Source organism: Micromonospora sp. NPDC005237, from assembly GCF_040607775.1.
In the GTDB taxonomy this organism is placed as follows: Bacteria; Actinomycetota; Actinomycetes; order Mycobacteriales; family Micromonosporaceae; genus Micromonospora.
The window spans coordinates 162,788-183,709 of sequence record NZ_JBEXHJ010000001.1 but is presented as its reverse complement, the minus strand read 5'-3'; the positions used below and the strand labels follow the sequence as shown (position 1 = coordinate 183,709).

Genomic DNA, 20,922 nt, shown 5'->3' with positions numbered 1-20,922 from the left:
CACGGCGGCGCCGGCCGCGCGACGGCCGACACCGTCGGCTGGTGACCCGCCGCACAGGACCGGGCGGTGGGGGTGGTTTGGGCCACCAGCGGCGGCGGGAGTGGGCGCGAGCAGGAATGATGTTCGGGTGCGCTTCCTTCACGGCGCGGTTCCCGCGCACGACCTGACCTATACCGACGTCTTCATGGCGCCGGCCCGCTCCGACCTCGGCTCCCGGCTGGACGTCGACCTGTCCACCGGTGACGGCACCGGCACCACCATCCCGCTGGTGGTGTCGAACATGACGGCGGTCGCCGGGCGGCGGATGGCCGAGACGGTGGCCCGGCGGGGCGCGATCGCCGTGATCCCGCAGGACATCCCGATCGAGGTCGTCGCGAACGTCGTCGCCTGGGTCAAGCAGCGGCACCTGGTCTACGACACACCCATCACCCTGGGCCCCACCGAGACCGTCGGGGACGCCATCCACCTCCTGCCGAAGCGGTCGCACGGCGCGGTGATCGTGGTCGACGAGGCCGGTCGGCCGATGGGCGTGGTCACCGAGGCGGACACCACGGGCGTGGACCGGTTCGCCCAGCTGCGGCACGTGATGTCCACCGAGCTGCACACCGTCCCGGCGGACGCGGACCCGCGTACCGGCTTCGATCTGCTCTCCGCCGGCCGGCGCCGGCTCGCCCCGGTGGTGGACGCCGACGGTCGGCTGGTCGGCGTGCTGACCCGGCAGGGCGCGCTGCGGGCCACCCTCTACACACCGGCGGTGGACGACCGGGGGCGACTGCGTATCGCCGCGGCGGTCGGGATCAACGGTGACGTGACCGGCAAGGCCGCCGCGCTGCTGGAGGCAGGTGTGGACACGCTGGTCGTGGACACCGCGCACGGCCACCAGGAGCGGATGATCTCGGCGTTGCGGGCGGTGCGCAAGCTGGACCCGGGCGTTCCGGTGGCGGCCGGCAACGTGGTCACCGCCGAGGGGGTACGCGACCTGGTCGAGGCCGGCGCGGACATCATCAAGGTGGGTGTCGGGCCGGGCGCGATGTGCACCACCCGGATGATGACCGGCGTGGGCCGGCCGCAGTTCTCCGCCGTGCTGGACTGCTCGACGGCGGCCCGTCAGCTCGGCCGGCACGTCTGGGCCGACGGCGGGGTGCGACACCCTCGCGACGTGGCGCTCGCGCTCGCCGCCGGCGCGTCGAACGTGATGATCGGCTCCTGGTTCGCCGGCACCTACGAGTCCCCCGGTGACCTCTACACCGAGCCGGACGGTCGGCGGTACAAGGAGAGCTTCGGGATGGCCTCGGCGCGGGCGGTAAGCGCCCGTACCGCCGACGACAGCCCGTACGACCGGGCCCGCAAGGCGGTGTTCGAGGAGGGCATCTCCTCGGCGCGGATGTATCTGGACCCGACCCGACCCGGCGTCGAGGACCTGATCGACGAGATTATCGCCGGGGTACGCAGCGCCTTCACCTACGCCGGAGCGCGGGACCTGACGCAGTTCCACGAACGAGCGATCGTCGGCGTGCAGAGCGCCGCAGGCTTCACCGAAGGAATGCCCCTCCCCACCAGCTGGTGAGTCCCACCGGGTCGATCATGGAGTTGTGGTGCCTCGCAGAACGGGCAGCGCCGGGCGAACCGCCCACCACAACTCCATGATCGACGCTCTGGAGGGGTGGGGGTTACCGGGTCAGGCGGCTCAGGACCCTGCGGGCCGCTTCTCGGGGGTTGTCGCCTATGCGGTCGGGGAGGGCGCCGGCCAGCCAGAGGGTGGCGAAGCCGTGGGCGATCGACCACGCGGCGAGGGCGTCCCGGCCGGTGTCGGCGGGGGTACCGCCGTCGGGTAGGGCGGCCACCTGAGAGCGGAGTGCCGCGCCGGCACGCTCGCGTGCGGCGGTCAGCTCGGGGTCGTCGGGTCGGTGCAGCTCGGGCCGGAACATCACCTCGACGTAGGCGCGGTGCCCGACGGCGAAGTCGACGTACGCGACTCCGGCGGCCAGCAGGTCGTCTCCGGCCGCGCTCAACGTCTGGGCCAGCAGGTCGAAGCCCTGAGCGGCGAGGGCGGTGAGCAGGCCGGCCTTGTCGCCGAAGTGGTGGGCGGGCGCGCAACTCGTGTTCGTTGCCACGGCTGCTGCTGTTTCGTTTGGCCCCTGACTATCAGGGGGCTAATGTACTCCCGTGGAACTCGTCACCCTTCAAGATGTGCCGCTCGGTCGGCTGCTGGTGGTGGCCGGGCACCTCGTCGGGCAACGGTGGAACCGCTACCTCGCCGAGGAGCACGGCCTCACCCAGGCCGGCATGATCACCCTGATGACGCTCGCCCGCCACGGCGAGCTGCCCCACCGCCAGGTCGCCGAGAAGGGGTTCGTCCGACCGGCGACCCTGACCGGCATCGTCGACACGCTCGAACGTGACGGTCTCGTCGAGCGGCAGCGCGACGACAACGACCGACGCAGCATCCGACTCGTTATCACCCCCGCCGGGCGGGAGCGGGTGGCCGCGCTCGGCGCACTCATGCACTCCGGACGTCCGCTCACCTCGGTCGACGCCGACCCGGCGAAAGCCCAGGTGATCCGGGAGTTCCTGCTCGAGGTCATCAGCAGTGGGGACGAACCACGGATGACCGGACGACCTACCGACGCGAAGGAACCGTCGTGCTGATCAGACTGCTGCGCGGTCAACTGCGCCCGTACCAGAGACCGCTGCTGGCGGTGGTGCTGCTCCAGTTCGTGGGCACCATGGCCTCGCTCTACCTGCCCAGCCTCAACGCCGACATCATCGACAAGGGCGTGGCCCGGGGCAACACCGACTACATCGTGCACACCGGCGGCTGGATGCTGCTGGTCAGCCTGGTCCAGATCGTCTGCTCGATCGCCGCCGTCTACCTCGGCGCCCGGACCGCGATGGGCTTCGGCCGGGACGTCCGCGCCCGGCTGTTCGCGCACGTCAACCTCTTCTCCGCCCGTGAGGTGGCCCGGTTCGGCGCACCGTCGCTGATCACCCGCAACACCAACGACGTGCAACAGGTGCAGATGCTCGTGCTGATGAGCTGCACCATGCTGGTCGCCGCACCGATCATGAGCGTCGGCGGCGTCTTCATGGCGCTGCGCGAGGACATCGGGCTCTCCTGGCTGATGCTGATCAGCGTGCCGGTGCTGGCCGTCGCGCTGAGCGCGATCATCCGGCGGATGGTGCCGGGCTTCCGGCTGATGCAGACCCGGATCGACACGGTCAACCGGGTGCTACGTGAGCAGATCACCGGCATCCGGGTGGTCCGCGCCTTCGTCCGCGAGCCGTACGAGACGGACCGCTTCGGTGTCGCCAACGCCGACCTGACCGCCACCGCCCTGCGTACCGGGCGGCTGATGGCGTTGATCTTCCCGGTGGTCATGCTGGTGCTGAACGTGTCCAGCGTGGCGGTGCTCTGGTTCGGCGCGCAGCGGGTCGACTCGGGCGCGATCGAGATCGGCGCGCTCACCGCGTTCCTGCAATACCTGATGCAGATCCTGATGGCCGTGATGATGGCCACCTTCATGCTGATGATGGTGCCCCGGGCGGCGGTCTGCGCCGAGCGGATCGTCGAGGTGCTGGACACCGACTCCTCGGTGGTCCCCGCCGCCGCGCCGGTCACCGAGCTGCCCACCCGGGCCGAGCTGGAGCTGCGCGGGGTGCGCTTCCAGTACCCGGGAGCGGTCGAGCCGGTGCTGCGCGACATCTCCTTCACGGCCACCGCGGGCACCACCACCGCGATCATCGGCAGCACCGGCGCGGGCAAGACGACACTGCTGTCGCTCGTACCCCGCCTGGTCGACGTCACCGGCGGCGCGGTGCTGGTCGACGGGGTGGACGTCCGCGAATTGGAACCGGACGAGCTGTGGCGACGCATCGGCCTGGTGCCGCAGCGGCCGTACCTGTTCACCGGCACGGTCGCCAGCAACCTGCGCTACGGCAACCCGGACGCCACCGACGAGGAACTGTGGGCGGCGCTGGAGATCGCGCAGGCCCGCGACTTCGTGGCCCAGATGCCCGGCGGCCTGGACGCTCCGATCGCCCAGGGCGGCAGCACCGTCTCCGGTGGGCAGCGGCAACGCCTGGCCATCGCCCGGGCCCTGGTCCGGCAGCCGGAGATCTACCTCTTCGACGACTCGTTCTCCGCGCTCGACCTCGGCACCGACGCGCGGCTGCGGGCGGCACTGCGCCCGGTCACCGCGCAGTCGGCAGTGGTGATCGTGGCCCAGCGGGTGTCCACGATCGTCGACGCCGACCAGATCATCGTGCTCGAGAACGGAGGGGTCGTCGGAGTGGGACGACATGCGGAGTTGGTGCAGACCTGCCCGACGTACGCCGAGATCGTGGCTTCCCAGCAGACGGCGGAGGTGGCGGCATGAGCGAGCCCGACGAGTCGCGGACCGCGACCGTACCCAGTCAGAAGCCGGGCGGTGACACGCAGCAACCCGGCGGCGGCGCGGCGACGCCGAAGCGGCTGCCGGCCGGCCGGCCGGCCGGCGGCCCGCCCTGGATGAGCGCGGGGATGCCCGCCGAGAAGTCGATGAACTTCGGGCCGTCGGCCCGACGGCTGCTTGGTCGGCTGCGCCCGCACCGCCTGCACCTGACCGCGATCATCACCCTCGCCGTGGTGAGCGTCGGGTTCAGCGTGGCCGGCCCGAAGATCCTCGGCCACGCCACCGACCTGATCTTCAGTGGGGTGATCGGTCGGCGACTGGCCCCGGGCACGACCACCGAACAGGCCGTCGCGGCGGCGCGGGCCAGCGGCAACGAGAGCTTCGCCGACATGCTGGCCCGGATGGACGTGGTGCCCGGCGTGGGCATCGACTTCGGCGCCCTGGGCCGGGTGCTGCTGTTGGCGCTCGGGCTCTACCTGGCGGCGAGCGTGCTGTCGTGGTGGCAGGGCTGGCTGCTCAACGGGGTGGTCCAGCGCACCGTGCTGCGGCTGCGCGCCGAGGTGGAGGAGAAGCTCAACCGGCTGCCGCTGCCCTACTTCGACCGGCAGCCCCGCGGTGAGCTGCTCAGCCGGGTCACCAACGACATCGACAACATCTCGACGAGCCTCCAGCAGACCTTGAGCCAGCTGCTCACCTCGCTGCTGACCGTCATCGGCGTGCTGGCCGTGATGTTCTGGATCTCCCCGCTGCTGGCCCTGGTGGCTCTGGTCGCCGTCCCGCTGTCGGTGCTGGTCACCCAGCGCATCGCCAAGCGCTCGCAGAAGCAGTTCATCGCCCAGTGGAAGCACACCGGCGAGCTGAACGGCCAGATCGAGGAGGCGTACACCGGTCACGAGCTGGTGAAGGTCTTCGGCCGGCAGCGCGAGGTGGAGGCCGCGTTCCACGCGAAGAACGAGGAGCTGTTCCGGGCCAGCTTCGGCGCCCAGTTCATCTCCGGGATCATCATGCCGTCGATGATGTTCATCGGGAACCTGAGCTACGTGGCCATCGCCGTGGTCGGCGGACTGCGGGTGGCCTCCGGGACGATGAGCCTGGGCGACGTGCAGGCGTTCATCCAGTACTCCCGCCAGTTCACCCAACCGCTGACCCAGCTCGCCTCGATGGCGAACCTGCTCCAGTCCGGGGTGGCGTCGGCCGAGCGGGTCTTCGCGGTGCTCGACGCCGACGAGCAGAGCCCCGACCCGGCCCAGCCGACCCAGGTCGTCGACCCGCACGGCCGGGTCGAGTTCGAGCACGTCTCCTTCCGGTACACGCCGGACAAGCCGCTGATCGACGACCTGTCGCTGGTCGCCGAGCCCGGGCACACGGTGGCCATCGTCGGCCCGACCGGCGCCGGCAAGACCACCCTGGTCAACCTGATCATGCGGTTCTACGAGCTGGACGCCGGCCGGATCACCCTCGACGGGGTGGACATCACCACGATGCGCCGCGACGACCTGCGCGGACGGATCGGCATGGTGCTGCAGGACACCTGGCTCTTCGGCGGCACCATCCGCGACAACATCGCGTACGGCCGGCCGGACGCGACCGAGGAGGAGATCATCGCCGCGGCCCGGGCCACCTTCGTGGACCGGTTCGTGCGCAGCCTTCCGGACGGCTACGACACGGTCATCGACGAGGAGGGCAGCAATGTCAGCGCCGGCGAGAAGCAGCTCATCACCATCGCCCGGGCGTTCCTCGCCGAGCCGTCCCTGCTGATCCTGGACGAGGCGACCAGCTCGGTGGACACCCGCACCGAGGTGCTGCTCCAGCGGGCGATGGCGGCGCTGCGCTCGGACCGGACCAGCTTCGTCATCGCGCACCGGCTCTCCACCATCCGCGACGCCGACCTGATCCTGATGATGGAGAACGGCCGCATCGTCGAGCAGGGCACCCACGAGCAGTTGCTCGCCGCCCACGGCGCTTACCACCGGCTCTACCGCTCGCAGTTCACCGGCGCCGCGGTCGACGAGGAACCAGCCGCGCCCGCCGGGGCCCAGCCGGCCTCGGTCTGAGGGCGGACCGCCGTGCGCGCCACACGATCGACGGTCCACCTCAGCCCGGTGGGCGGCTCAGTCCGCCGGGAGCAGGTCGGCGGCGCGGGCGGCGACCTGCCGGCCGATCAGGGCGAGCGCGGCGGCCGCGGGCATCGGGGCCAGGGCGCGGCCGTCGCGCAGGCGCAGCGCGAGTGCGCCGTCGGCCGCCTCCCGGGCACCCAGCACCCCGAGGTACGGGACGCGGCGGCGGGTCGCGTCCCGTACCCGGGCGCCCAGCGAGCCGGCGGTGTCGACCTCGACCCGCAGGCCGGCGTCGACGGCCCGCCGGGCCAGTTCCGCCGCCGCGTCGGCCTGCCCGTCGTCCACCGGCAGCAACACCAACTGGACGGGCGCGTACCAGGCCGGGAACGCACCCTCGTGCACCTCGATGAGGTACGCGAACAGCCGCTCCATGCTGCCGACCAGGCTGCGGTGCAGCAGGACCGGCCGACGCCTGCTGCCGTCGGAATCGGTGTACGACAGGTGGAACTTCTCCGGTTTGTCGAAGTCCACCTGGATGGTGGAGATGGTCGACTCGCGGCCGGCCGCGTCGACGATCTGAATGTCGATCTTCGGGCCGTAGAAGGCGGCCTCTCCGGGGGCCTCGACGTACTCCACCCCGGCCAGCGCGCCGCGGAGCAGGTCCTGGGCGCGGGCCCACTGGGCGTCGTCGCCGACGTACTTCCCGCCCGGCCCGCGCAGCGACAGCCGGAACCCCGCCGGACGGACGCCGAGCGCGGCGTGCGCGGCGCGCATCAGCCGGAGGATCTCGACGACCTCCGCGCCGACCTGGTCCGGGGCGCAGAAGGTGTGCGCGTCGTTGAGCGAGATGGCACGTACCCGGGACAGCCCGCCGAGCACGCCGGAGCGCTCCGAGCGGTACATCCCGCCCAGCTCCGCGATCCGCAGCGGCAACTCCCGGTAGGAGCGGCCCCGGGAGCGGAACACCAGCGCGTGGTGCGGGCAGAGCGCCGGGCGGAGCACGAACTCGTCGTCGGCGCTCAGCCGCATCGGCGGGAACATGTCGTCGGCGAAGTAGCCCAGGTGGCCGGAGAGTTCGAAGAGTTCGCGCTTGCCCAGCGGCGGCGAGTAGACGTGCTGGTGGCCGGAGCGACGCTCCAGGTCCCGGACGTACTCCTCGACGGCGTGCCGGGCGGCGGCGCCGGCCGGCAGCCAGATGGGCAGGCCGGCGCCGGCCAGCGGATCGGAGACGAACAGCTCCAGCTCACGGCCGAGCTTGCGGTGGTCGATCATGTCGGGCTCCTGGATCGGGGACGACCCGGAGGCGACCTGGACACCGAACGCCGCGCGGCCCTCGGGGGCGGATCGCCCCGGGGCCTGGTCGACGGTGGTTACGTCAGAGCGGCACGCCGGGGACACCCGGCGTCGTCGTCATCACTACCGCGCTGCGCATATGGCGACGTTATTCCTCGGGCGGTCGAGGACGCACCCGGATTTGCGGCGGTGGGAGAGGGGACGGGCCGCCGGCGCGGGACCCGCCGGCGGCCCTGGGCGACCCGAATCGTCAGGAACGGGGGACCCGACGTGCTGGGCCGCGCCGCCCACGGTACGCCGAGGGACGCCGATCCGCCGACCGCCTCGGGCCGCCGTGGGACAGCCGCCGAGCCGTCACCCGAGGGCGGTTCGCCTCGTTGGAACGGGGTGGCCCCGTGGTGTCGACGGTCACGACGGGACGGGGCTGTCCACGGTGACGCCGGACACGCCGTCAGGCTCGAGACACCCAATCGGCCGCATCCGGCGAGGTGGCAGGCGTGCCCGAACTACTGACTGACGTCGCGTCGCCGACGTGGGCGTACCTGGTGCTGCTCGGCCTGCTGATCGCGGACGCCTTCGTGCCGGTGATCCCCACCCAGATCGTCATGATCACCAGCGGCGCGCTGACCGTGTACGGCGGCCTCAGCCTGCCGGTCACCATCGCCGTCGGCGCGCTCGGCGTGTTCGCCGGAGACCTCGCCTGCTACCTGCTCGGCCGTGGCGCACCGGACCGGCGGGCGCCCCGGCACGCCGAACCCAGCCGGGCCCGCCGGATGGCGAGCCGGGTCACGCAGGGATTACGCCAACCCGGCCCGCTGGTCATCCTGCTCTGCCGGTTCGTGCCCGGTGGGCGCATGGCGGCCTGCTTCTCGGCCGGCCGCAGCCGGTATCCGTACCGGCTGTTCGCGCTCTACGAGACGATCGCCGCGCTGGGCTGGGCCACCTACGGGGCGCTGGTCGGGCACCTGGGCGGCACCGCGCTGACCGAGTCGGCCTGGCGGCTGGCCATCATCGCCACCGCCGCGGCGGCCGGCTTCGCCGCAGCCGGATGGGCGATGACCCTGGTCAGCGCCCGCCACGCCCGCACCGCCGCCGAAGTCCCGCTCGACTGAGTGTCGCGAGACTGGCCGAGTATAAGCTGGACTTATATTGACGCCATGTGGGAGGTCAAACTTCATCCCGAGGTCGAGAAGTGGTTTCTCCACCTCTGCGAGACGGAACCTGCCAGCGCCGACCTCGTCAGCGAGGCCATCGACCTCCTCGCCGAACACGGCCCCGCTCTTGGACGCCCCCTGGTCGACCGCCTCAAAGGCAGCATCTTCCACCACATGAAGGAGTTGAGGCCAGGCTCGGCCGGTTCCACCGAGATCCGCATGATCTTCGCTTTTGATCCGATTCGGGAAGCAGTCTTCCTGGTCGCTGGCGACAAGTCAGGCCAGTGGCAGAGTTGGTACAAGGCGGCGGTCCCGTTGGCGGATGACCGATTCCAGGAGCACCTCTCGAGGCTGAAGGACACACAGAGATGACCGACGGAGTGGACTGGCGGGACGTCCGGGCCAGGGCTCGAGAACTTGATCCGTCCTGGGAACATCCGGACCGGGTCGCCCGCCGGGCTCAGCACCGTGAACATATGTTGGCACTGGTCAGCGGCGCGCAACTGGCGGAGATCCGCAAGCACCTGGGGATGACCCAGGCTCAACTGGCCGAGGCCGCAGGGTTGACCCAGGCCAGGATCAGCCAGATCGAGAACGGCGAGCACACCAGCCTGGACACCCTTCGTGCATACGTCACTGGCCTGGGCGGCCACCTCGACGTCGTCGCCCGGATCGGGAACATCCAACTGAACGTCGCCTAGGTCCGATCCACCGAGGCCGGCCCGCCAGTGGTAGCGCGAGACGCTCGGCGGGTAAATCTTGGACAGGCCGCGGGGGCCTCTAGGGGTGGGGTTTGGGGGCCAAGTCAGTGACGGTCCCGGATCTGGCTGGGGTGTTCGCCGCGACAGGCTGAGGCATGCCTGGAACCCGGAACACCGGTGTGGTGGCCCTCAGCGGGATCGCCGTGGCGGCGCTGCTCACCGTCATCGGTCATCTGGAAGTCAACGACGACCTCAACCCGTGGGCGTTGACCATCAGCGACTTCGCGGTCTCCGACCGGGGCGGCGTCATCGACGTCGCCATGGTCGTGCTGGCGCTCGCCACCGTGGCAGTGATGTACGGGCTGCGCCGCACCGGCCCGCCGCCCAGTCGAGCGGTCGAGCTGCTACTCGGCGCCTGGGTGGCGGGGCTGCTGCTGGCCGCCGTGGTGCCGACGAACGAGCCGGGCACCGCCATGACCACCGCCGCCTACCTCCACCGGTACGCGTCGGTGGTCGCCTTCCTGGCGCTGCCGGCCGGCGGCTGGCTGCTGGCCCGCCGGGACCAGCTGACACCGGCCGCCCGGTGGCTGCGCGGGTTGGCAGTGGCCAGTCTCGTCCTGGCCGCAGCCATGATGTGGTCGGCCTACCCCGGGGAGCGCGTGTTGATCGGACTGGCCGAGCGGCTGCTCATTCTCACCGAGGTCGGTGTGCTCACCGCAGTGGCACTCGTCCTCGCGCGCTCCGGATCATCGACCCGGGTCGTCGCCGGCTAAGCTCCCACGCCCAGACGACGAAGGGTGGGCGTGGTGGGCATCAGGGACCGGCCGATCGGCCTTGCGATCGCTCTACTGCTCCTTGTCAGCGCGGGCGTGGGCTGCGCTGCGGCCGAGCCGGACGCCGCCCCTCGAACCGTCAGCGCGCCGAGCATCACCGCGACTCCAGCGGTGGTTGAACGTCCGCCACTCTGCGACGGGCCCACCCCTGCCGAGGTCGACGAGTTCCGGTTCAACCGCGATGCCGGCCGACGGGACCTGCTGGTCGGCATCGAGCCGACGACCTACCAGGGCGGCATCGCGTCCTTCGACGACCTGGACGCCGGCGGGTTGGCCGAGCTGCTCGGATCACGGTTCGTCGACCCGTACGACCGTCAGAACGCCGCGCCGACGGTGTGGGAGATCTTCCGCTTCCTGTGCGCCCATCCTGAGGTCCGGGCCGCCGGTTACGTGGTCAGCGCGGACCGCGACGACTACCGGACCTCGATCGAGAGCATTTACGCGTCACGCGTTGACGCCGCTCTGAGCGCCGACGCAGCGGCGTTCTGCACCGAGGCCGACGCGGTCGTGCTCGATGGGCAGCTGGAGTGCTTCTGGGACTGAGCGCCCGCCGCCGTCACTCCAGCTCGTGGAGCATGAGCTGGCGGGCTGCCTCGGTGATCGAGCCGGACAGGCTCGGGTAGATGGTGATCGTCTGCGCCAACTCGTTGACCGTCAGGTTGTTCTCCACGGCCATGGTGATCGGCAGGATCAGCTCGCTGGCCTTCGGGGCGACCACCACGCCGCCCACCACCTGGCCGCTCGCCGGCCGGCAGAACAGCTTCACGAAGCCGTCGGAGAGGTCGTCCATCTTGGCCCGCGCGTTGCCGGACAGCGGCAGCATCACCTGCCGGGCCGGCACCTTGCCCGCGTCCACCTCGTCCTGCGAGACGCCCACGGTGGCCAGCTCCGGGTCGGTGAAGACGTTCGCCGCGACGGTCCGCAACCGCAGCGGACGGACGGCCTCGCCGAGGGCGTGCCACATCGCGATCCGGCCCTGCATGGCGGCCACGCTCGCCAGCAGCAGCACGCCGGTGCAGTCACCCGCCGCGTAGATGCCGGGCACGTTCGTCCGGGAGACCCGGTCGACCGTGACGTAGCCGCCCCGGCCCAGCTCCACGCCGTACTCGGCCAGGCCCAAGTTCGCGGTGTTGGGGATCGAGCCGACCGCGATCAGCGCGTGCGAGCCGGTGACCTTGCGACCGTCGGACAGCTCCACCTCCACCCCGTCGGCGGTACGCCGGACCGCGTCGGCGCGGGAGTTGTTGAGGATGTTCATGCCCCGGTTGCGGAACACCCGCTCGATGGCCGACGCCGCGTCGGCGTCCTCGTGCGGCATCACCCGGTCCCGGCTGGAGACCAGGGTGACCTCGACCCCCATCGCCAAATACGCGCTGGCGAACTCGGCGCCGGTCACGCCGGAGCCGACCACGATCAGGTGCTCGGGCAGCTCCGGCAGGTCGTACACCTGACGCCAGGTCAGGATGCGCTCGCCGTCGGGCACGGCGGTGGGCAACTGGCGGGGTGTCGAGCCGGTGGCCACCAGCACGGTGGACGCGGCGATCGAGTACTCCTCGCCGCCGTCGGCGGGGGTGACGACGACCCGGTGGGTGTGCCCGAGGGCATCCTCGCCCAGTCGGGCGGTGCCGGCCACGAAGGTGACCCCGGCCTTGAGCAGCTTGGCGTGGATGTCGGCGGACTGCGCCAGCGCCAGACGCTTGACCCGGTCGTGCACGGCCTGCGCGTCGACGGTGACCGCCTCCAGGCCGTCCGAGTGCACCCCGAACTCCTCGGTGTCCCGGTAACCGGTGACCACCTGAGAGCTGGCGATGAACGTCTTCGACGGTACGCAGTCGGAGAGCACGCAGGCCCCGCCCGCGCCGTCGGCCTCGACCACGGTGACATCGGCGTCCAGTTGGGCGGCGACCAACGCCGCCTCGTACCCGGCCGGCCCACCGCCGATGATCACGATCCGGCTCACAGCGTTCGCCCTTCGTTGATGCTCACAGTGACTTTCTTTTCCCGAACGCGTCCGACACGCACGGTCGTATTCTCCCCCACCGGCCCGCCGGGCTATCGTCATCGCCGTGCGTCATCACGCCGCCTACGGCTCAAACCTCGACCCGGCCCGGATGCGGGCCTACTGCCCGCACTCGCCCATGGTGGGCACCGGCTGGCTGGAGGGGTGGCGGCTGACCTTCGCCGGAGCGGACGTGATCGGCTGGGAGGGCGCGGTGAGCACCGTCGTCGAGTCCCCCGGCGACCGGGTGTTCGTGGCGATCTACGACATCCACCCGTACGACGCCGCCCAGCTCGACGAGATCGAGGGGGTGACCGCCGGCACGTACCGCAAGCTGCACGTGCGGATCTCGACCCTCGACGGCGACGTGACCGCGTGGGTCTACGTGTTCGACGGGTACGAGGGCGGCCTGCCGACCTCCTGGTACCTGTCCGAGATCGCGAACGCCGCCGAGAAGGCGGGTGCGCCGGACGACTACGTCACCGAGCTGCGGTCCCGTCCCACCGCCACCGCGTCCCCGTAGCGCGTATCCCACGCCCCCAGTCTGCAACCGTCGCCGACCCGAGTGCCCGTCGGGCCCGGCCGGCGTCGTCAATCACACACCGGCGGTGGGGACGACCCGTTCGTACATGTCGGTCCACAGGGTTTCCCGCAGGCCCACCGACTCGTACAGCGACAGCGGGGTGGTCGGGTTGGTGAGGTCCACTCCCAGACCGGCCGACTCCCGCCCCTTCTGGGCGTAGCGGGCGAACGCGCGGCGCAACAGCGCCGCACCCACACCCCGCCGACGGTACGCGGGCAGCACCGACAAACGCTTCACCCAGCCCTGCTGCTGGTCGAGCGCCTGGTCGGAGGACTGCAACGCGCCGGCGAGCACCCCGTCGACCTCGGCGACGAACCACTCGTCCCAGGCGGTCGCGTCACCGATCCGGGCCCGCCACCGCTCGTACGACAGCGGCTCGTGATCCGGGGTGTCGCCGAACGCGACGTCGTGGATCCGGTGGAACTCCCGCAGCTCGGCCTCGTCGTCCGGGCGGACCGTCCGCACCGTGACCCCGGGCGGCGGCGACGGCTCGGTCGGCAGGTCGGCCAGCGGGCGGCGCATCCGGACGTACCGCTTGGCCACGGTGAACCCGACGGCGCGCAGGTCCCGGGCCCATTCGCGTTCCGGGGCGAACACCGCGCACCGGACGGTGAGCGCCGGCAGTCGCCGCTCGGCGGCGCGCTCGGCGACCCGGTCGAGCTGACGGGCCAGCAGTGGCGCGCGGAGGGTGGCGGCCCGCTCCGGGTCGACGTAGACCTCCACGAACTCCCGGCCGACCCCGGTCGGGTTGTCCACCGTCGCCCAGGCGACCACGGTGCCGTCCGGGTCGAGCGCCAGCCAGGAGTCCCGGGTCGGGTCGAAGCTGGGGGCCGTCAGCGACTGCTCGACGTCCTCGGCGTCGAAGTCGGGGTGGCCGATGGCGAAGGTGTCGGCCGCGTGCACCACCGCGAGGATCGCCGGCACGTCGTCGAGGGTGGGGCGGCGTGTGGTCCAGTCAGCGGGAAGAGTCACGGCAGAACATCCTGGCAGCTGCCGGCCGACGCCGCCGCCCATTTTCGCTCCGGGACGCTCAGCCGGCGAGGCCGGCGCGGGTGCGGTGCAGCAGCTCCACCAGCTCGGCGCCGTCGGCGGGACCGAGCGCCGCGAACGCCGGTGCGGCCAGCCGGTTGGTCACCGCCTCCGCCCAGAGCCGCCGACGCACCAACGGCCCGACCGGCGGGTACGGCGGCGGCCAACCGCACGCCACCGCGCCGGCCTCCCCCTCCGGCCCGGCCAGCACCGCCTCCAGCGGGGTCATGCCGGCGGCGCGCACCGCCAGCAGGTAGGCGCCGGTGAAGTGTTCCCGCAGCAGTCGCAGCCCGGCGGCGCTCCGGGCGCCCGGGGAGAGATCTGGCAGCGGCATGGCTCGCCACGCGGCGAAGAGCGGCATGCCGCTGGCGTCCGCGGCGGCCACCGCCCGCTCGACGAGGCCGGCCAGGCGCTCGGCCTCCGGCAGCACCGCCAGCTGCTGCGTCCCCCACCGGCAGCACTCGACGAGACTCGCGGCGGCCACCTCGGCCGGCCTCAGGACCCGCGCGGCGGCGTCCCAGCCGTCGGCGACGGCGTCCGGTGCGACGAAGCCGATGGCCGCGGCGGCCGTCTCCGCCCGTACGTCACCGAGTGCGCCGGCCCGACCGGTGATGTAGAAGGCCCAGCCGGAGATGCCGAGCTGCCGGGCCCGGCGCAGCGTGCTCGGGCACCTGCTGAACCCGTCGCCGAGATCGAGGATGACGGGTTTGCTGGCGGCGGCGATCTGCTCCGGCGTCATCGAGGCGCCGCCTGCGGGGGTCGCGGCACGGCGGCGGCGTTCCGGTCGGGGACGGCCGGCCCCGGACGGCCCGCCCGCTCGTCGTCGTCCATCGATGGTCAGTCTGCCGCGCCACCGCCCGCGTCCGCATCCCCCTCTTCGGCCGCCAGTGCCTCGACGGCGGCCTCGACCTCGCCCGAGCGCCGCCGGGCCACCGTCACCGCCCGCTCGGCCGCCCGCCGGGCCAGCTTGGCCCGGCTGAGGTCCTGCTCGGCGACCGCCCGCCGTCGCTCCAGCTCGGCCAGCTCGGTCTCGATCCCGTCGAGTACGGCGGCGCCGTCGCGCTCCTGCCCGGTCGCCTCGGTCAACTCGTCCTCGGCCCGCTGCTGGTCGGCCCGGGCGCGGTCCAACTCGCGGTCCAGTGCCCGGCGGCGTCGGGCTCGCTCGGCCCGAGCCGCCCGCTGCGCCGCACGCTCGGCCTGCGCGGCCCGCTCGCCGGCCCGGTCAGGGGCCGCCTCGCGGCCCTCGCGCTGGGCGCCCGGCCGGCGGGCAGGGCGCTGGGCCTCCGGCTCCTCCTCGTCGCCGGTGACCAGCCGCAGCTGCGGCCGGGGCACCTCACCGAAGCCGGCGTAGCTGGCCGAGCGGAGCAGGCGCCCGGTCCGGACCTGCTCGGCGACCTCGGCGTCGGAGAGCGCCGCGTTCAGGGTCGCCTCCACCTCGGCCAGTGGCAGTCGGCCGGCCGGAGGGGCCTCCGGCTCCGCCGCGGCGAGCTTGCGGACCTCGGCGACCAGGGCCCCGACCACCGCCCGGCGTTGGGCGGACAGCTCCCGCAGTCGGGGCCCGCGCAGCTCCCGCTGGGCGGCTCGCAGGGCGTCGGCGAGGTGGACCAGGTCGGCGACCAGCTCGGGGCGTCGGATGGCGAGCAGGTTCACCAGCCAGGCGGCGACCGTGGGGCGACGCAGCCGGGCCAGCTCCCGGGCGGTGGTCGGGTCGCCGGCCCGGCGGGCCTCGGCCACCGCGGCGTCCCGGGCGGCCACGAACCGGTCCGGTGGAGTGCGGTAGAGCTGCTGCACCAGCTCCGCGGAGGGGCCCGGCATCGGTCAGACGTCCACCCGGCTACCGGGCTCCAGGCGCTGGTAGTCGGTGCCGGACAGCGCGGCGTACTGCCGGTCGAGCACGGCCAGCCCGTTGTCGTTGAGCAACGCGTCGTGCAGCGCGTACGCGCGCCGCGGCGCGACCGCGCGGATGAAGTCGACCACCTCGGAGAACTTCGACCAGGGGGCGTGGATCGGCGCGAACAGCGTGTCGACGGGCGTCTCGTCGGGCACCACCAGGGAGTCTCCCGGGTGGTAGACCACGTCATTGATCAGGTAGCCGAGGTTGTCCACCACCGGGATGTCGGGGTGGATCACCGCGTGCCGCCCGCCGTACGCGCGGATGGCGACCCCGGCGGCGGTGAACGACTCACCGGCGCTGACCGGGCGCAACACCTCGGCCGCGTCGCCGAGGGCCTCGGCGAGCGAGGCGGGGCCGTGGATCGCGAACGGCTGCCGGTCCAGTTGCAGGCGCAGCGCGGCGAGGTCGAGGTGGTCGGGGTGTTGGTGGGTGATCAGCACCGCGTCCACACCGTCCAGCGCCGTCGCGGGGTCGCTGAACACCCCGGGGTCGACGACGAGCACTCCCCCGTCGTGTTCCACCCGGAGGCAGGAGTGGGCGTACTTGGTGAGCCGCATCGTGACTCCTCGGCTGTCGAATCGTGATGTCCTCAGCGCAGTCTGCCGGAACCAGCCGGCGGGCGCGTCGCGTCCGAGCTATCGCCACTGAAGCTGACGACGATGGGAGCGGGGATGGACGGACGAGAAGGACGACGCCGCGGCGCACTACTGGCGGCGGTCACACTTGCGGCGGCGCTGGCCCTGGCGGGATGCGGTGCCGGCGACAGCGGCTCGGCGGACTCGGCGGGTTCGGCGGCCGAGGCGCCCGCCGCGGCGGGCGGGGCGGCTGACAAGGACAGCGGCGCGGACGCGGCGGGGGCGGCCGGCGCCGGCGCCGGTGCTCCGGACCTGCGGGTCGACCAGCGGGCGATCATCTACACCGGATCGATGCGGGTGCAGGTCGCCAATGTGGACGACGCCGCCCGTGAGGTCAGCGCCGTGGTCACCCGGGCCGGTGGTTTCATCGGCGGCGACCAGCGGCGCAGCGCCGAGGCCGACGCCGTGGCGGAGTTGCAGCTGCGAGTCCCGGCGGCGAAGTTCGCCGGGGTCGTGGAGGAGGTCGCGAAGCTCGGCCGGCAGCAGAACCGGGAGATCAACACCCAGGACGTCACCGAGGAGACCGTCGACCTGGAGGCCCGGATCATCACTCAGCGGGCGCGCGTGGACAGCGCACGGCGGCTGCTCGCCCGCGCCAACTCGATCACCGACCTGGTGTCGTTGGAGAACGAGTTGGGTCGCCGGGAGGCGGACCTGGCCTCGCTGGAGGCCAAGAAGCGGCGGCTGGCCGACCTGACCGCGTTGTCCACGATCACGGTGTCACTGGCCGGGCCGGCGGCGAAGACCAGCGAGGAGAAGGCCGAGACCGGCTTCCTGGTCGGGCTCAAGGGGGGCTGGGAGGCGTTCGTCTCCTCGATGACGATCCTGCTCACCGTCCTGGGCGCGCTGCTGCCGTGGCTGGTGGCGTTCGGCGTACCGCTGGCGGTCCTGCTGCTGGTGCTGAGCCGGCGACGGAAGACGCCAGCGCTCGTCGCTGGAGTCAGCGCGCCGCCGCCAGTGCCCGCAGCGCGGTCTGCACCATGACGCGTACGCCGGCCGGGATGGCCCGCTCGTCCACGTCGAAGGACGCGCGGTGCAGGTCGACGTTGGGCCCGGTACGGCCCACACCGAGGCGGGCGAGAGCGCCGGGGACGTACTCCAGATACCAGGAGAAGTCCTCGCCGCCCATGCTCTGGGGCGTCTCGGCGATCCCCTCCGGCCCGAGCGCGGCACCGGTGGCGGCGGTCAGCACCTGGATCGCCCGGGAGTCGTTGCTCACCGGCGGCCTGCCACGCAGGTACTCCAGGTCGACGGTGGCGCCGGTCGGGGCGATCACGTCCCGCACCACCTGAGCCACGATCTTGGGAGCCTGCTCCCAGGTGTCGCGGTCCATGACGCGCAGCGTGCCCGAGGCGGACGCCTCGGAGGGGATGACGTTGTAACGGGTGCCGGCCGAGGCGTGGCCGAACACCAGCAGCAGCCCGCTGTTGGCCGGCACCCGGCGGCTGACCAGGGCCGGCACCTCGGTGATCAGCCGGCCGAGGGCGTCGACCAGGTCGACGGTCAGGTGCGGGCGCGCGGTGTGCCCACCCGGCCCGGAGAGCCGGACGGTGACGTTGTCGGCGGCCGCCGTGATCGGGCCGACCCGCAGGCCGACCTGGCCCACCGGCAGGTTCGGGTCGCAGTGCAGCGCGAAGATCTGCACGACGTCGTCCAGGCCGCCGGCCTCGATGACCTCCAGCGAACCGCAGGGCAGGATCTCCTCGGCCGGCTGGAAGATGAGCCGGACCCGGCCGTCCAGCTCGCCGAGGTCGGCTAGCTGGGCCAGCAGCATGCCGACGCCGAGCAGGATCGAGGTGTGCACGTCGTGGCCGCAGGCGTGGCAGACGCCCTCGACGGTGGAGCGGTACGGCACGTCCTTGGGGTCGTCGAGTGGCAGGGCGTCGATGTCGGCGCGCAGCGCGATGATCGGGCCGTCGGGACGGCCGTTGACGTCGCAGATCACGCCGTTGCCCTTGGGCAGCAGCCGAGGGTGCAGGCCGGCCAGGGAGAGCTCCCGGGCGATGAGGGCCGCCGTCTCGAACTCCGTGCCGGACAACTCGGGGTGCGAGTGGAGGTGACGGCGCGTGGCGATGAGCCCCGGTACCCGAAGGGCGAGGAGATGGTCCAGGTCGCGGGGCAGGGGCTGGGACCCGGGCGGAGTCTCCGGCCAGGACGACGCCAGCTGGCCGCCCGTGGGCAGCGTCAACGCACTCGTCACGTCGAATTCTCGATCACTAGAGATGGATGGATCATCGGGGACAGCAGACAGCCTAGACCTCCGGCGGTGACGCTGCGCAACCTCGTTACGGTGATGATCGGACCGCGTAGCGTCACGTATGCCCTGCTGAGGGCGCACGTCAAGGTGCGGGACCGCAGGTAGATCGCGTTCGAACGCCGTCATCTGCCCCCTCACCTCCTACAACGCGTAACCAGACCGGGCGGCCACGAATCGCGCTACGGCCCCTGGACCCGCTCTGCGAATTGTCGCATTAGTCGGGGTGATGAACTGACACTCCGACAATAAGACGACCACGCTCCGCAACGGGCCGGACAAGGACGCTCACATACGTCCGCCCATCCCGACCGCACACTGTGTGCGTTGCGGCACGCATCCCGTCGGCGTACCCCCAAAGCCGGGCGGACACACCCGGGGGCGTTCCGGTCAGAACCGGTCGGTGGGCCGGTACAGCCCCCACACCTCGCGCAGCGTCCCGCAGACCTCGCCCACCGTGGCCCGGGCCCGCAGCGCCTCCTTCATCGGGTACAGCACGTTGTCCGAGCCCTCGGCGGCGGCCCGCAGCTCGGCGAGGGCACGCGTCACCGCGTCGGCGTCCCGCTCGGCACGCAGCCGGGCCAACTTCTCGGCCTGCGCGGCCTCGATCGTCGGGTCGACCCGCAGCGGCTCGTACGGCTCCTCCTCGTCGATCGTGAACCGGTTGAGCCCCACCACCACCCGCTCGCTGGAGTCGATCTCCTGGGCGATCCGGTACGCGGACTGCTCGATCTCCCGCTTCTGGAACCCGGCCTCGATCGCGTCGACGGCCGAGCCGTGGTCGGCCACCCGCTCCATCAGCTCCACCGCGGCGGCCTCGAGCTCGGCGGTCATCGCCTCCACCACGTACGAGCCGGCGAACGGGTCGACGGTGGCGGTCAGGTCCGTCTCGTACGCCAGCACCTGCTGGGTGCGCAGCGCGAGCCGGGCGGCCTTCTCGGTGGGCAGCGCGATCGCCTCGTCGAAGCTGTTGGTGTGCAGCGACTGGGTGCCGCCGAGCACCGCGGCCAGGCCCTGCACCGCGACGCGGACCAGGTTCACCTCCGGCTGCTGGGCGGTGAGCTGCACACCGGCGGTCTGGGTGTGGAAGCGCAGCATCATCGACTTCGGATCCTTGGCGCCGAAGTCGTCACGCATCAGCCGGGCCCAGATCCGCCGGGCGGCGCGGAACTTCGCCACCTCCTCCAGCAGCGTCGTACGGGCCACGAAGAAGAACGACAGCCGGGGCGCGAAGTCGTCCACCGCGAGCCCGGCGGCCAGCGCGGCCCGGACGTACTCCACGCCGTTGGCCAGCGTGAACGCGATCTCCTGCGCGGGCGTCGCGCCGGCCTCCGCCATGTGGTAGCCGGAGATGGAGATCGTGTTCCACTTCGGCACCTCCTTGCGGCAGTACGCGAAGGTGTCGGCCACCAGGCGCAGCGACGGCTTCGGCGGGAAGATGTACGTCCCGCGGGCGATGTACTCCTTGAGGATGTCGTTCTGGATGGTGCCGTTGAGCGCCGAGCCCGGCACCCCGTTCTCCTCGGCGACGATTTGGTAGAGCAGCAGCAGCACCGAGCCGGGAGCGTTGATCGTCATCGAGGTGGACACCTTGTCCAGTGGGATGTCGGCGAAGAGCAGCCGCATGTCCTCGATGGAGTCGATGGCCACCCCGACCTTGCCGATCTCGCCGTGCGCGATCGGGTCGTCGGAGTCGTACCCCATCTGGGTCGGCAGGTCGAAGGCGACCGAGAGACCCATGGTGCCGGCCCGCAACAACTGGTGGTAACGAGCGTTGGACTCGGTGGCGGTGCCGAAGCCGGCGTACTGGCGCATGGTCCACGGGCGGGAGGTGTACATCGTGGGGTAGACCCCTCGGGTGTACGGGAACTCGCCCGGGCCGCCCAGCCGGGAGTCCAGGTCCTCCGGAAGGTCGGCCGCCGTGTAGACGCCCTTGATCGGGAAACCGGACTCGCTTGACCGCCGTTCACTCATCCCCGGATGGTAGGACGCGCCGGCTCATGGTCGGGTGAGGGATACCGCACAGTGCGTCCCGACACCTCGACGGGAGGTGAACGGTTGGGCACGATCTGTGGACTTCGGTAAACGTCCGCCGCGTC

Annotated in this window: 20 protein-coding genes; 11 read left to right on the top strand and 9 right to left on the bottom strand. The window is 71.9% G+C overall.

The features are described 5' to 3' along the window. Positions 1-127 precede the first annotated feature (127 nt). Positions 128-1,567, top strand: coding sequence for a GuaB1 family IMP dehydrogenase-related protein (locus tag ABZT87_RS00940; RefSeq protein WP_354854018.1), 1,440 nt, complete (start codon positions 128-130; stop codon positions 1,565-1,567). Between the two features lie 103 nt (positions 1,568-1,670). On the opposite strand, the gene ABZT87_RS00935 is transcribed toward ABZT87_RS00940, so the two are convergent. Next, the gene (locus tag ABZT87_RS00935; RefSeq protein WP_355132783.1) at positions 1,671-2,114 is read right to left on the bottom strand and encodes a TetR-like C-terminal domain-containing protein; all 444 of its coding nucleotides are present in this window, start codon (positions 2,112-2,114) and stop codon (positions 1,671-1,673) included. A 52-nt stretch (positions 2,115-2,166) separates the two neighbouring features. Here ABZT87_RS00935 and ABZT87_RS00930 point away from each other — a divergent pair, with 52 nt between their 5' ends. From ABZT87_RS00930 to ABZT87_RS00920, 3 genes are all read left to right on the top strand, one after another. After that, complete coding sequence (locus ABZT87_RS00930) at positions 2,167-2,649, top strand: MarR family transcriptional regulator (protein ID WP_355132781.1); 483 nt, start codon at positions 2,167-2,169, stop codon at positions 2,647-2,649. Beyond that, on the top strand, positions 2,643-4,376 hold the full coding sequence (locus ABZT87_RS00925) for an ABC transporter ATP-binding protein (RefSeq protein ID WP_355132779.1): 1,734 nt from the start codon (positions 2,643-2,645) through the stop codon (positions 4,374-4,376). The genes ABZT87_RS00930 and ABZT87_RS00925 overlap by 7 nt, the downstream gene beginning before the upstream one ends. A 143-nt stretch (positions 4,377-4,519) precedes the next feature. Next, the gene (locus ABZT87_RS00920; protein WP_355063207.1) at positions 4,520-6,445 is read left to right on the top strand and encodes an ABC transporter ATP-binding protein; all 1,926 of its coding nucleotides are present in this window, start codon (positions 4,520-4,522) and stop codon (positions 6,443-6,445) included. A 57-nt stretch (positions 6,446-6,502) separates the two neighbouring features. Here the strand turns inward: ABZT87_RS00920 and thrS are convergent, their stop codons facing one another. After that, on the bottom strand, positions 6,503-7,720 hold the full coding sequence (gene thrS / locus ABZT87_RS00915; RefSeq protein WP_355132777.1) for a threonine--tRNA ligase: 1,218 nt from the start codon (positions 7,718-7,720) through the stop codon (positions 6,503-6,505). 518 nt (positions 7,721-8,238) lie between these two features. Here thrS and ABZT87_RS00910 point away from each other — a divergent pair. The 5 genes from ABZT87_RS00910 to ABZT87_RS00890 all read left to right on the top strand — a co-directional run bounded on the left by ABZT87_RS00910 (position 8,239) and on the right by ABZT87_RS00890 (position 10,972). Then, a complete protein-coding gene (locus ABZT87_RS00910; protein ID WP_354854003.1) occupies positions 8,239-8,853 on the top strand; it encodes a DedA family protein in 615 nt (204 codons plus the stop codon). A 45-nt stretch (positions 8,854-8,898) separates the two neighbouring features. Continuing rightward, entirely contained in the window at positions 8,899-9,267 is a 369-nt protein-coding gene (locus ABZT87_RS00905) for a type II toxin-antitoxin system RelE/ParE family toxin (RefSeq protein WP_354854000.1), read from the top strand. Next, positions 9,264-9,596, top strand: a complete 333-nt coding sequence (locus ABZT87_RS00900) for a helix-turn-helix transcriptional regulator (protein WP_354853998.1) — start codon at positions 9,264-9,266, stop codon at positions 9,594-9,596. The genes ABZT87_RS00905 and ABZT87_RS00900 overlap by 4 nt, the downstream gene beginning before the upstream one ends. Before the next feature lie 155 nt (positions 9,597-9,751). Then, positions 9,752-10,369, top strand: a complete 618-nt coding sequence (locus ABZT87_RS00895) for a DUF998 domain-containing protein (RefSeq protein WP_354853995.1) — start codon at positions 9,752-9,754, stop codon at positions 10,367-10,369. Positions 10,370-10,540: 171 nt separating this feature from the next. Continuing rightward, complete coding sequence (locus ABZT87_RS00890) at positions 10,541-10,972, top strand: hypothetical protein (protein ID WP_355132775.1); 432 nt, start codon at positions 10,541-10,543, stop codon at positions 10,970-10,972. 13 nt (positions 10,973-10,985) lie between these two features. Here the strand turns inward: ABZT87_RS00890 and ABZT87_RS00885 are convergent, their stop codons facing one another. After that, a complete protein-coding gene (locus ABZT87_RS00885; RefSeq protein ID WP_354853992.1) occupies positions 10,986-12,389 on the bottom strand; it encodes an NAD(P)H-quinone dehydrogenase in 1,404 nt (467 codons plus the stop codon). 106 nt (positions 12,390-12,495) lie between these two features. On the opposite strand from ABZT87_RS00885, the gene ABZT87_RS00880 reads away from it, so the two are divergent. After that, the gene (locus tag ABZT87_RS00880) at positions 12,496-12,951 is read left to right on the top strand and encodes a gamma-glutamylcyclotransferase (RefSeq protein ID WP_354853990.1); all 456 of its coding nucleotides are present in this window, start codon (positions 12,496-12,498) and stop codon (positions 12,949-12,951) included. Positions 12,952-13,023: 72 nt separating this feature from the next. Here the strand turns inward: ABZT87_RS00880 and ABZT87_RS00875 are convergent, their stop codons facing one another. The 4 genes from ABZT87_RS00875 to ABZT87_RS00860 all read right to left on the bottom strand — a co-directional run bounded on the left by ABZT87_RS00875 (position 13,024) and on the right by ABZT87_RS00860 (position 16,491). Next, complete coding sequence (locus tag ABZT87_RS00875) at positions 13,024-13,983, bottom strand: GNAT family N-acetyltransferase (protein WP_355132773.1); 960 nt, start codon at positions 13,981-13,983, stop codon at positions 13,024-13,026. A gap of 58 nt (positions 13,984-14,041) precedes the next feature. Further along, positions 14,042-14,779, bottom strand: coding sequence for a hypothetical protein (locus tag ABZT87_RS00870; RefSeq protein WP_354853984.1), 738 nt, complete (start codon positions 14,777-14,779; stop codon positions 14,042-14,044). A gap of 98 nt (positions 14,780-14,877) precedes the next feature. Further along, positions 14,878-15,855: a hypothetical protein gene (locus tag ABZT87_RS00865; RefSeq protein WP_355132771.1), complete on the bottom strand. Its 978-nt coding sequence runs from the start codon at positions 15,853-15,855 to the stop codon at positions 14,878-14,880. 3 nt (positions 15,856-15,858) lie between these two features. Further along, the gene (locus tag ABZT87_RS00860; RefSeq protein ID WP_355132769.1) at positions 15,859-16,491 is read right to left on the bottom strand and encodes an MBL fold metallo-hydrolase; all 633 of its coding nucleotides are present in this window, start codon (positions 16,489-16,491) and stop codon (positions 15,859-15,861) included. Positions 16,492-16,584: 93 nt separating this feature from the next. Between ABZT87_RS00860 and ABZT87_RS00855 the strand changes: the two genes are divergently transcribed. Continuing rightward, the gene (locus ABZT87_RS00855; protein WP_355133654.1) at positions 16,585-17,553 is read left to right on the top strand and encodes a DUF4349 domain-containing protein; all 969 of its coding nucleotides are present in this window, start codon (positions 16,585-16,587) and stop codon (positions 17,551-17,553) included. Here ABZT87_RS00855 and ABZT87_RS00850 read toward each other — a convergent pair. Together ABZT87_RS00850 and ABZT87_RS00845 are read right to left on the bottom strand one after the other, a co-directional pair. Further along, on the bottom strand, positions 17,510-18,769 hold the full coding sequence (locus tag ABZT87_RS00850) for an amidohydrolase (protein ID WP_354853975.1): 1,260 nt from the start codon (positions 18,767-18,769) through the stop codon (positions 17,510-17,512). The two genes, ABZT87_RS00855 and ABZT87_RS00850, sit on opposite strands and share 44 nt — an antisense overlap. Positions 18,770-19,213: 444 nt before the next feature. Continuing rightward, complete coding sequence (locus ABZT87_RS00845) at positions 19,214-20,797, bottom strand: methylmalonyl-CoA mutase family protein (protein ID WP_355132767.1); 1,584 nt, start codon at positions 20,795-20,797, stop codon at positions 19,214-19,216. Positions 20,798-20,922: the final 125 nt, after the last annotated feature.

Bases quoted from the DNA above. Each gene is read 5' to 3' on its own strand.
- ABZT87_RS00845 (WP_355132767.1), bottom strand. From the start codon at position 20,797: ATGAGTGAACGGCGGTCAAGCGAGTCCGGTTTCCCGATCAAGGGCGTC.
- ABZT87_RS00895 (WP_354853995.1), top strand. From the start codon at position 9,752: ATGCCTGGAACCCGGAACACCGGTGTGGTGGCCCTCAGCGGGATCGCC.
- ABZT87_RS00860 (WP_355132769.1), bottom strand. From the start codon at position 16,491: ATGCGGCTCACCAAGTACGCCCACTCCTGCCTCCGGGTGGAACACGAC.
- ABZT87_RS00900 (WP_354853998.1), top strand. From the start codon at position 9,264: ATGACCGACGGAGTGGACTGGCGGGACGTCCGGGCCAGGGCTCGAGAA.
- ABZT87_RS00905 (WP_354854000.1), top strand. From the start codon at position 8,899: ATGTGGGAGGTCAAACTTCATCCCGAGGTCGAGAAGTGGTTTCTCCAC.
- ABZT87_RS00870 (WP_354853984.1), bottom strand. From the start codon at position 14,779: ATGACGCCGGAGCAGATCGCCGCCGCCAGCAAACCCGTCATCCTCGAT.
- ABZT87_RS00920 (WP_355063207.1), top strand. From the start codon at position 4,520: ATGCCCGCCGAGAAGTCGATGAACTTCGGGCCGTCGGCCCGACGGCTG.
- thrS (WP_355132777.1), bottom strand. From the start codon at position 7,720: ATGATCGACCACCGCAAGCTCGGCCGTGAGCTGGAGCTGTTCGTCTCC.
- ABZT87_RS00865 (WP_355132771.1), bottom strand. From the start codon at position 15,855: ATGCCGGGCCCCTCCGCGGAGCTGGTGCAGCAGCTCTACCGCACTCCA.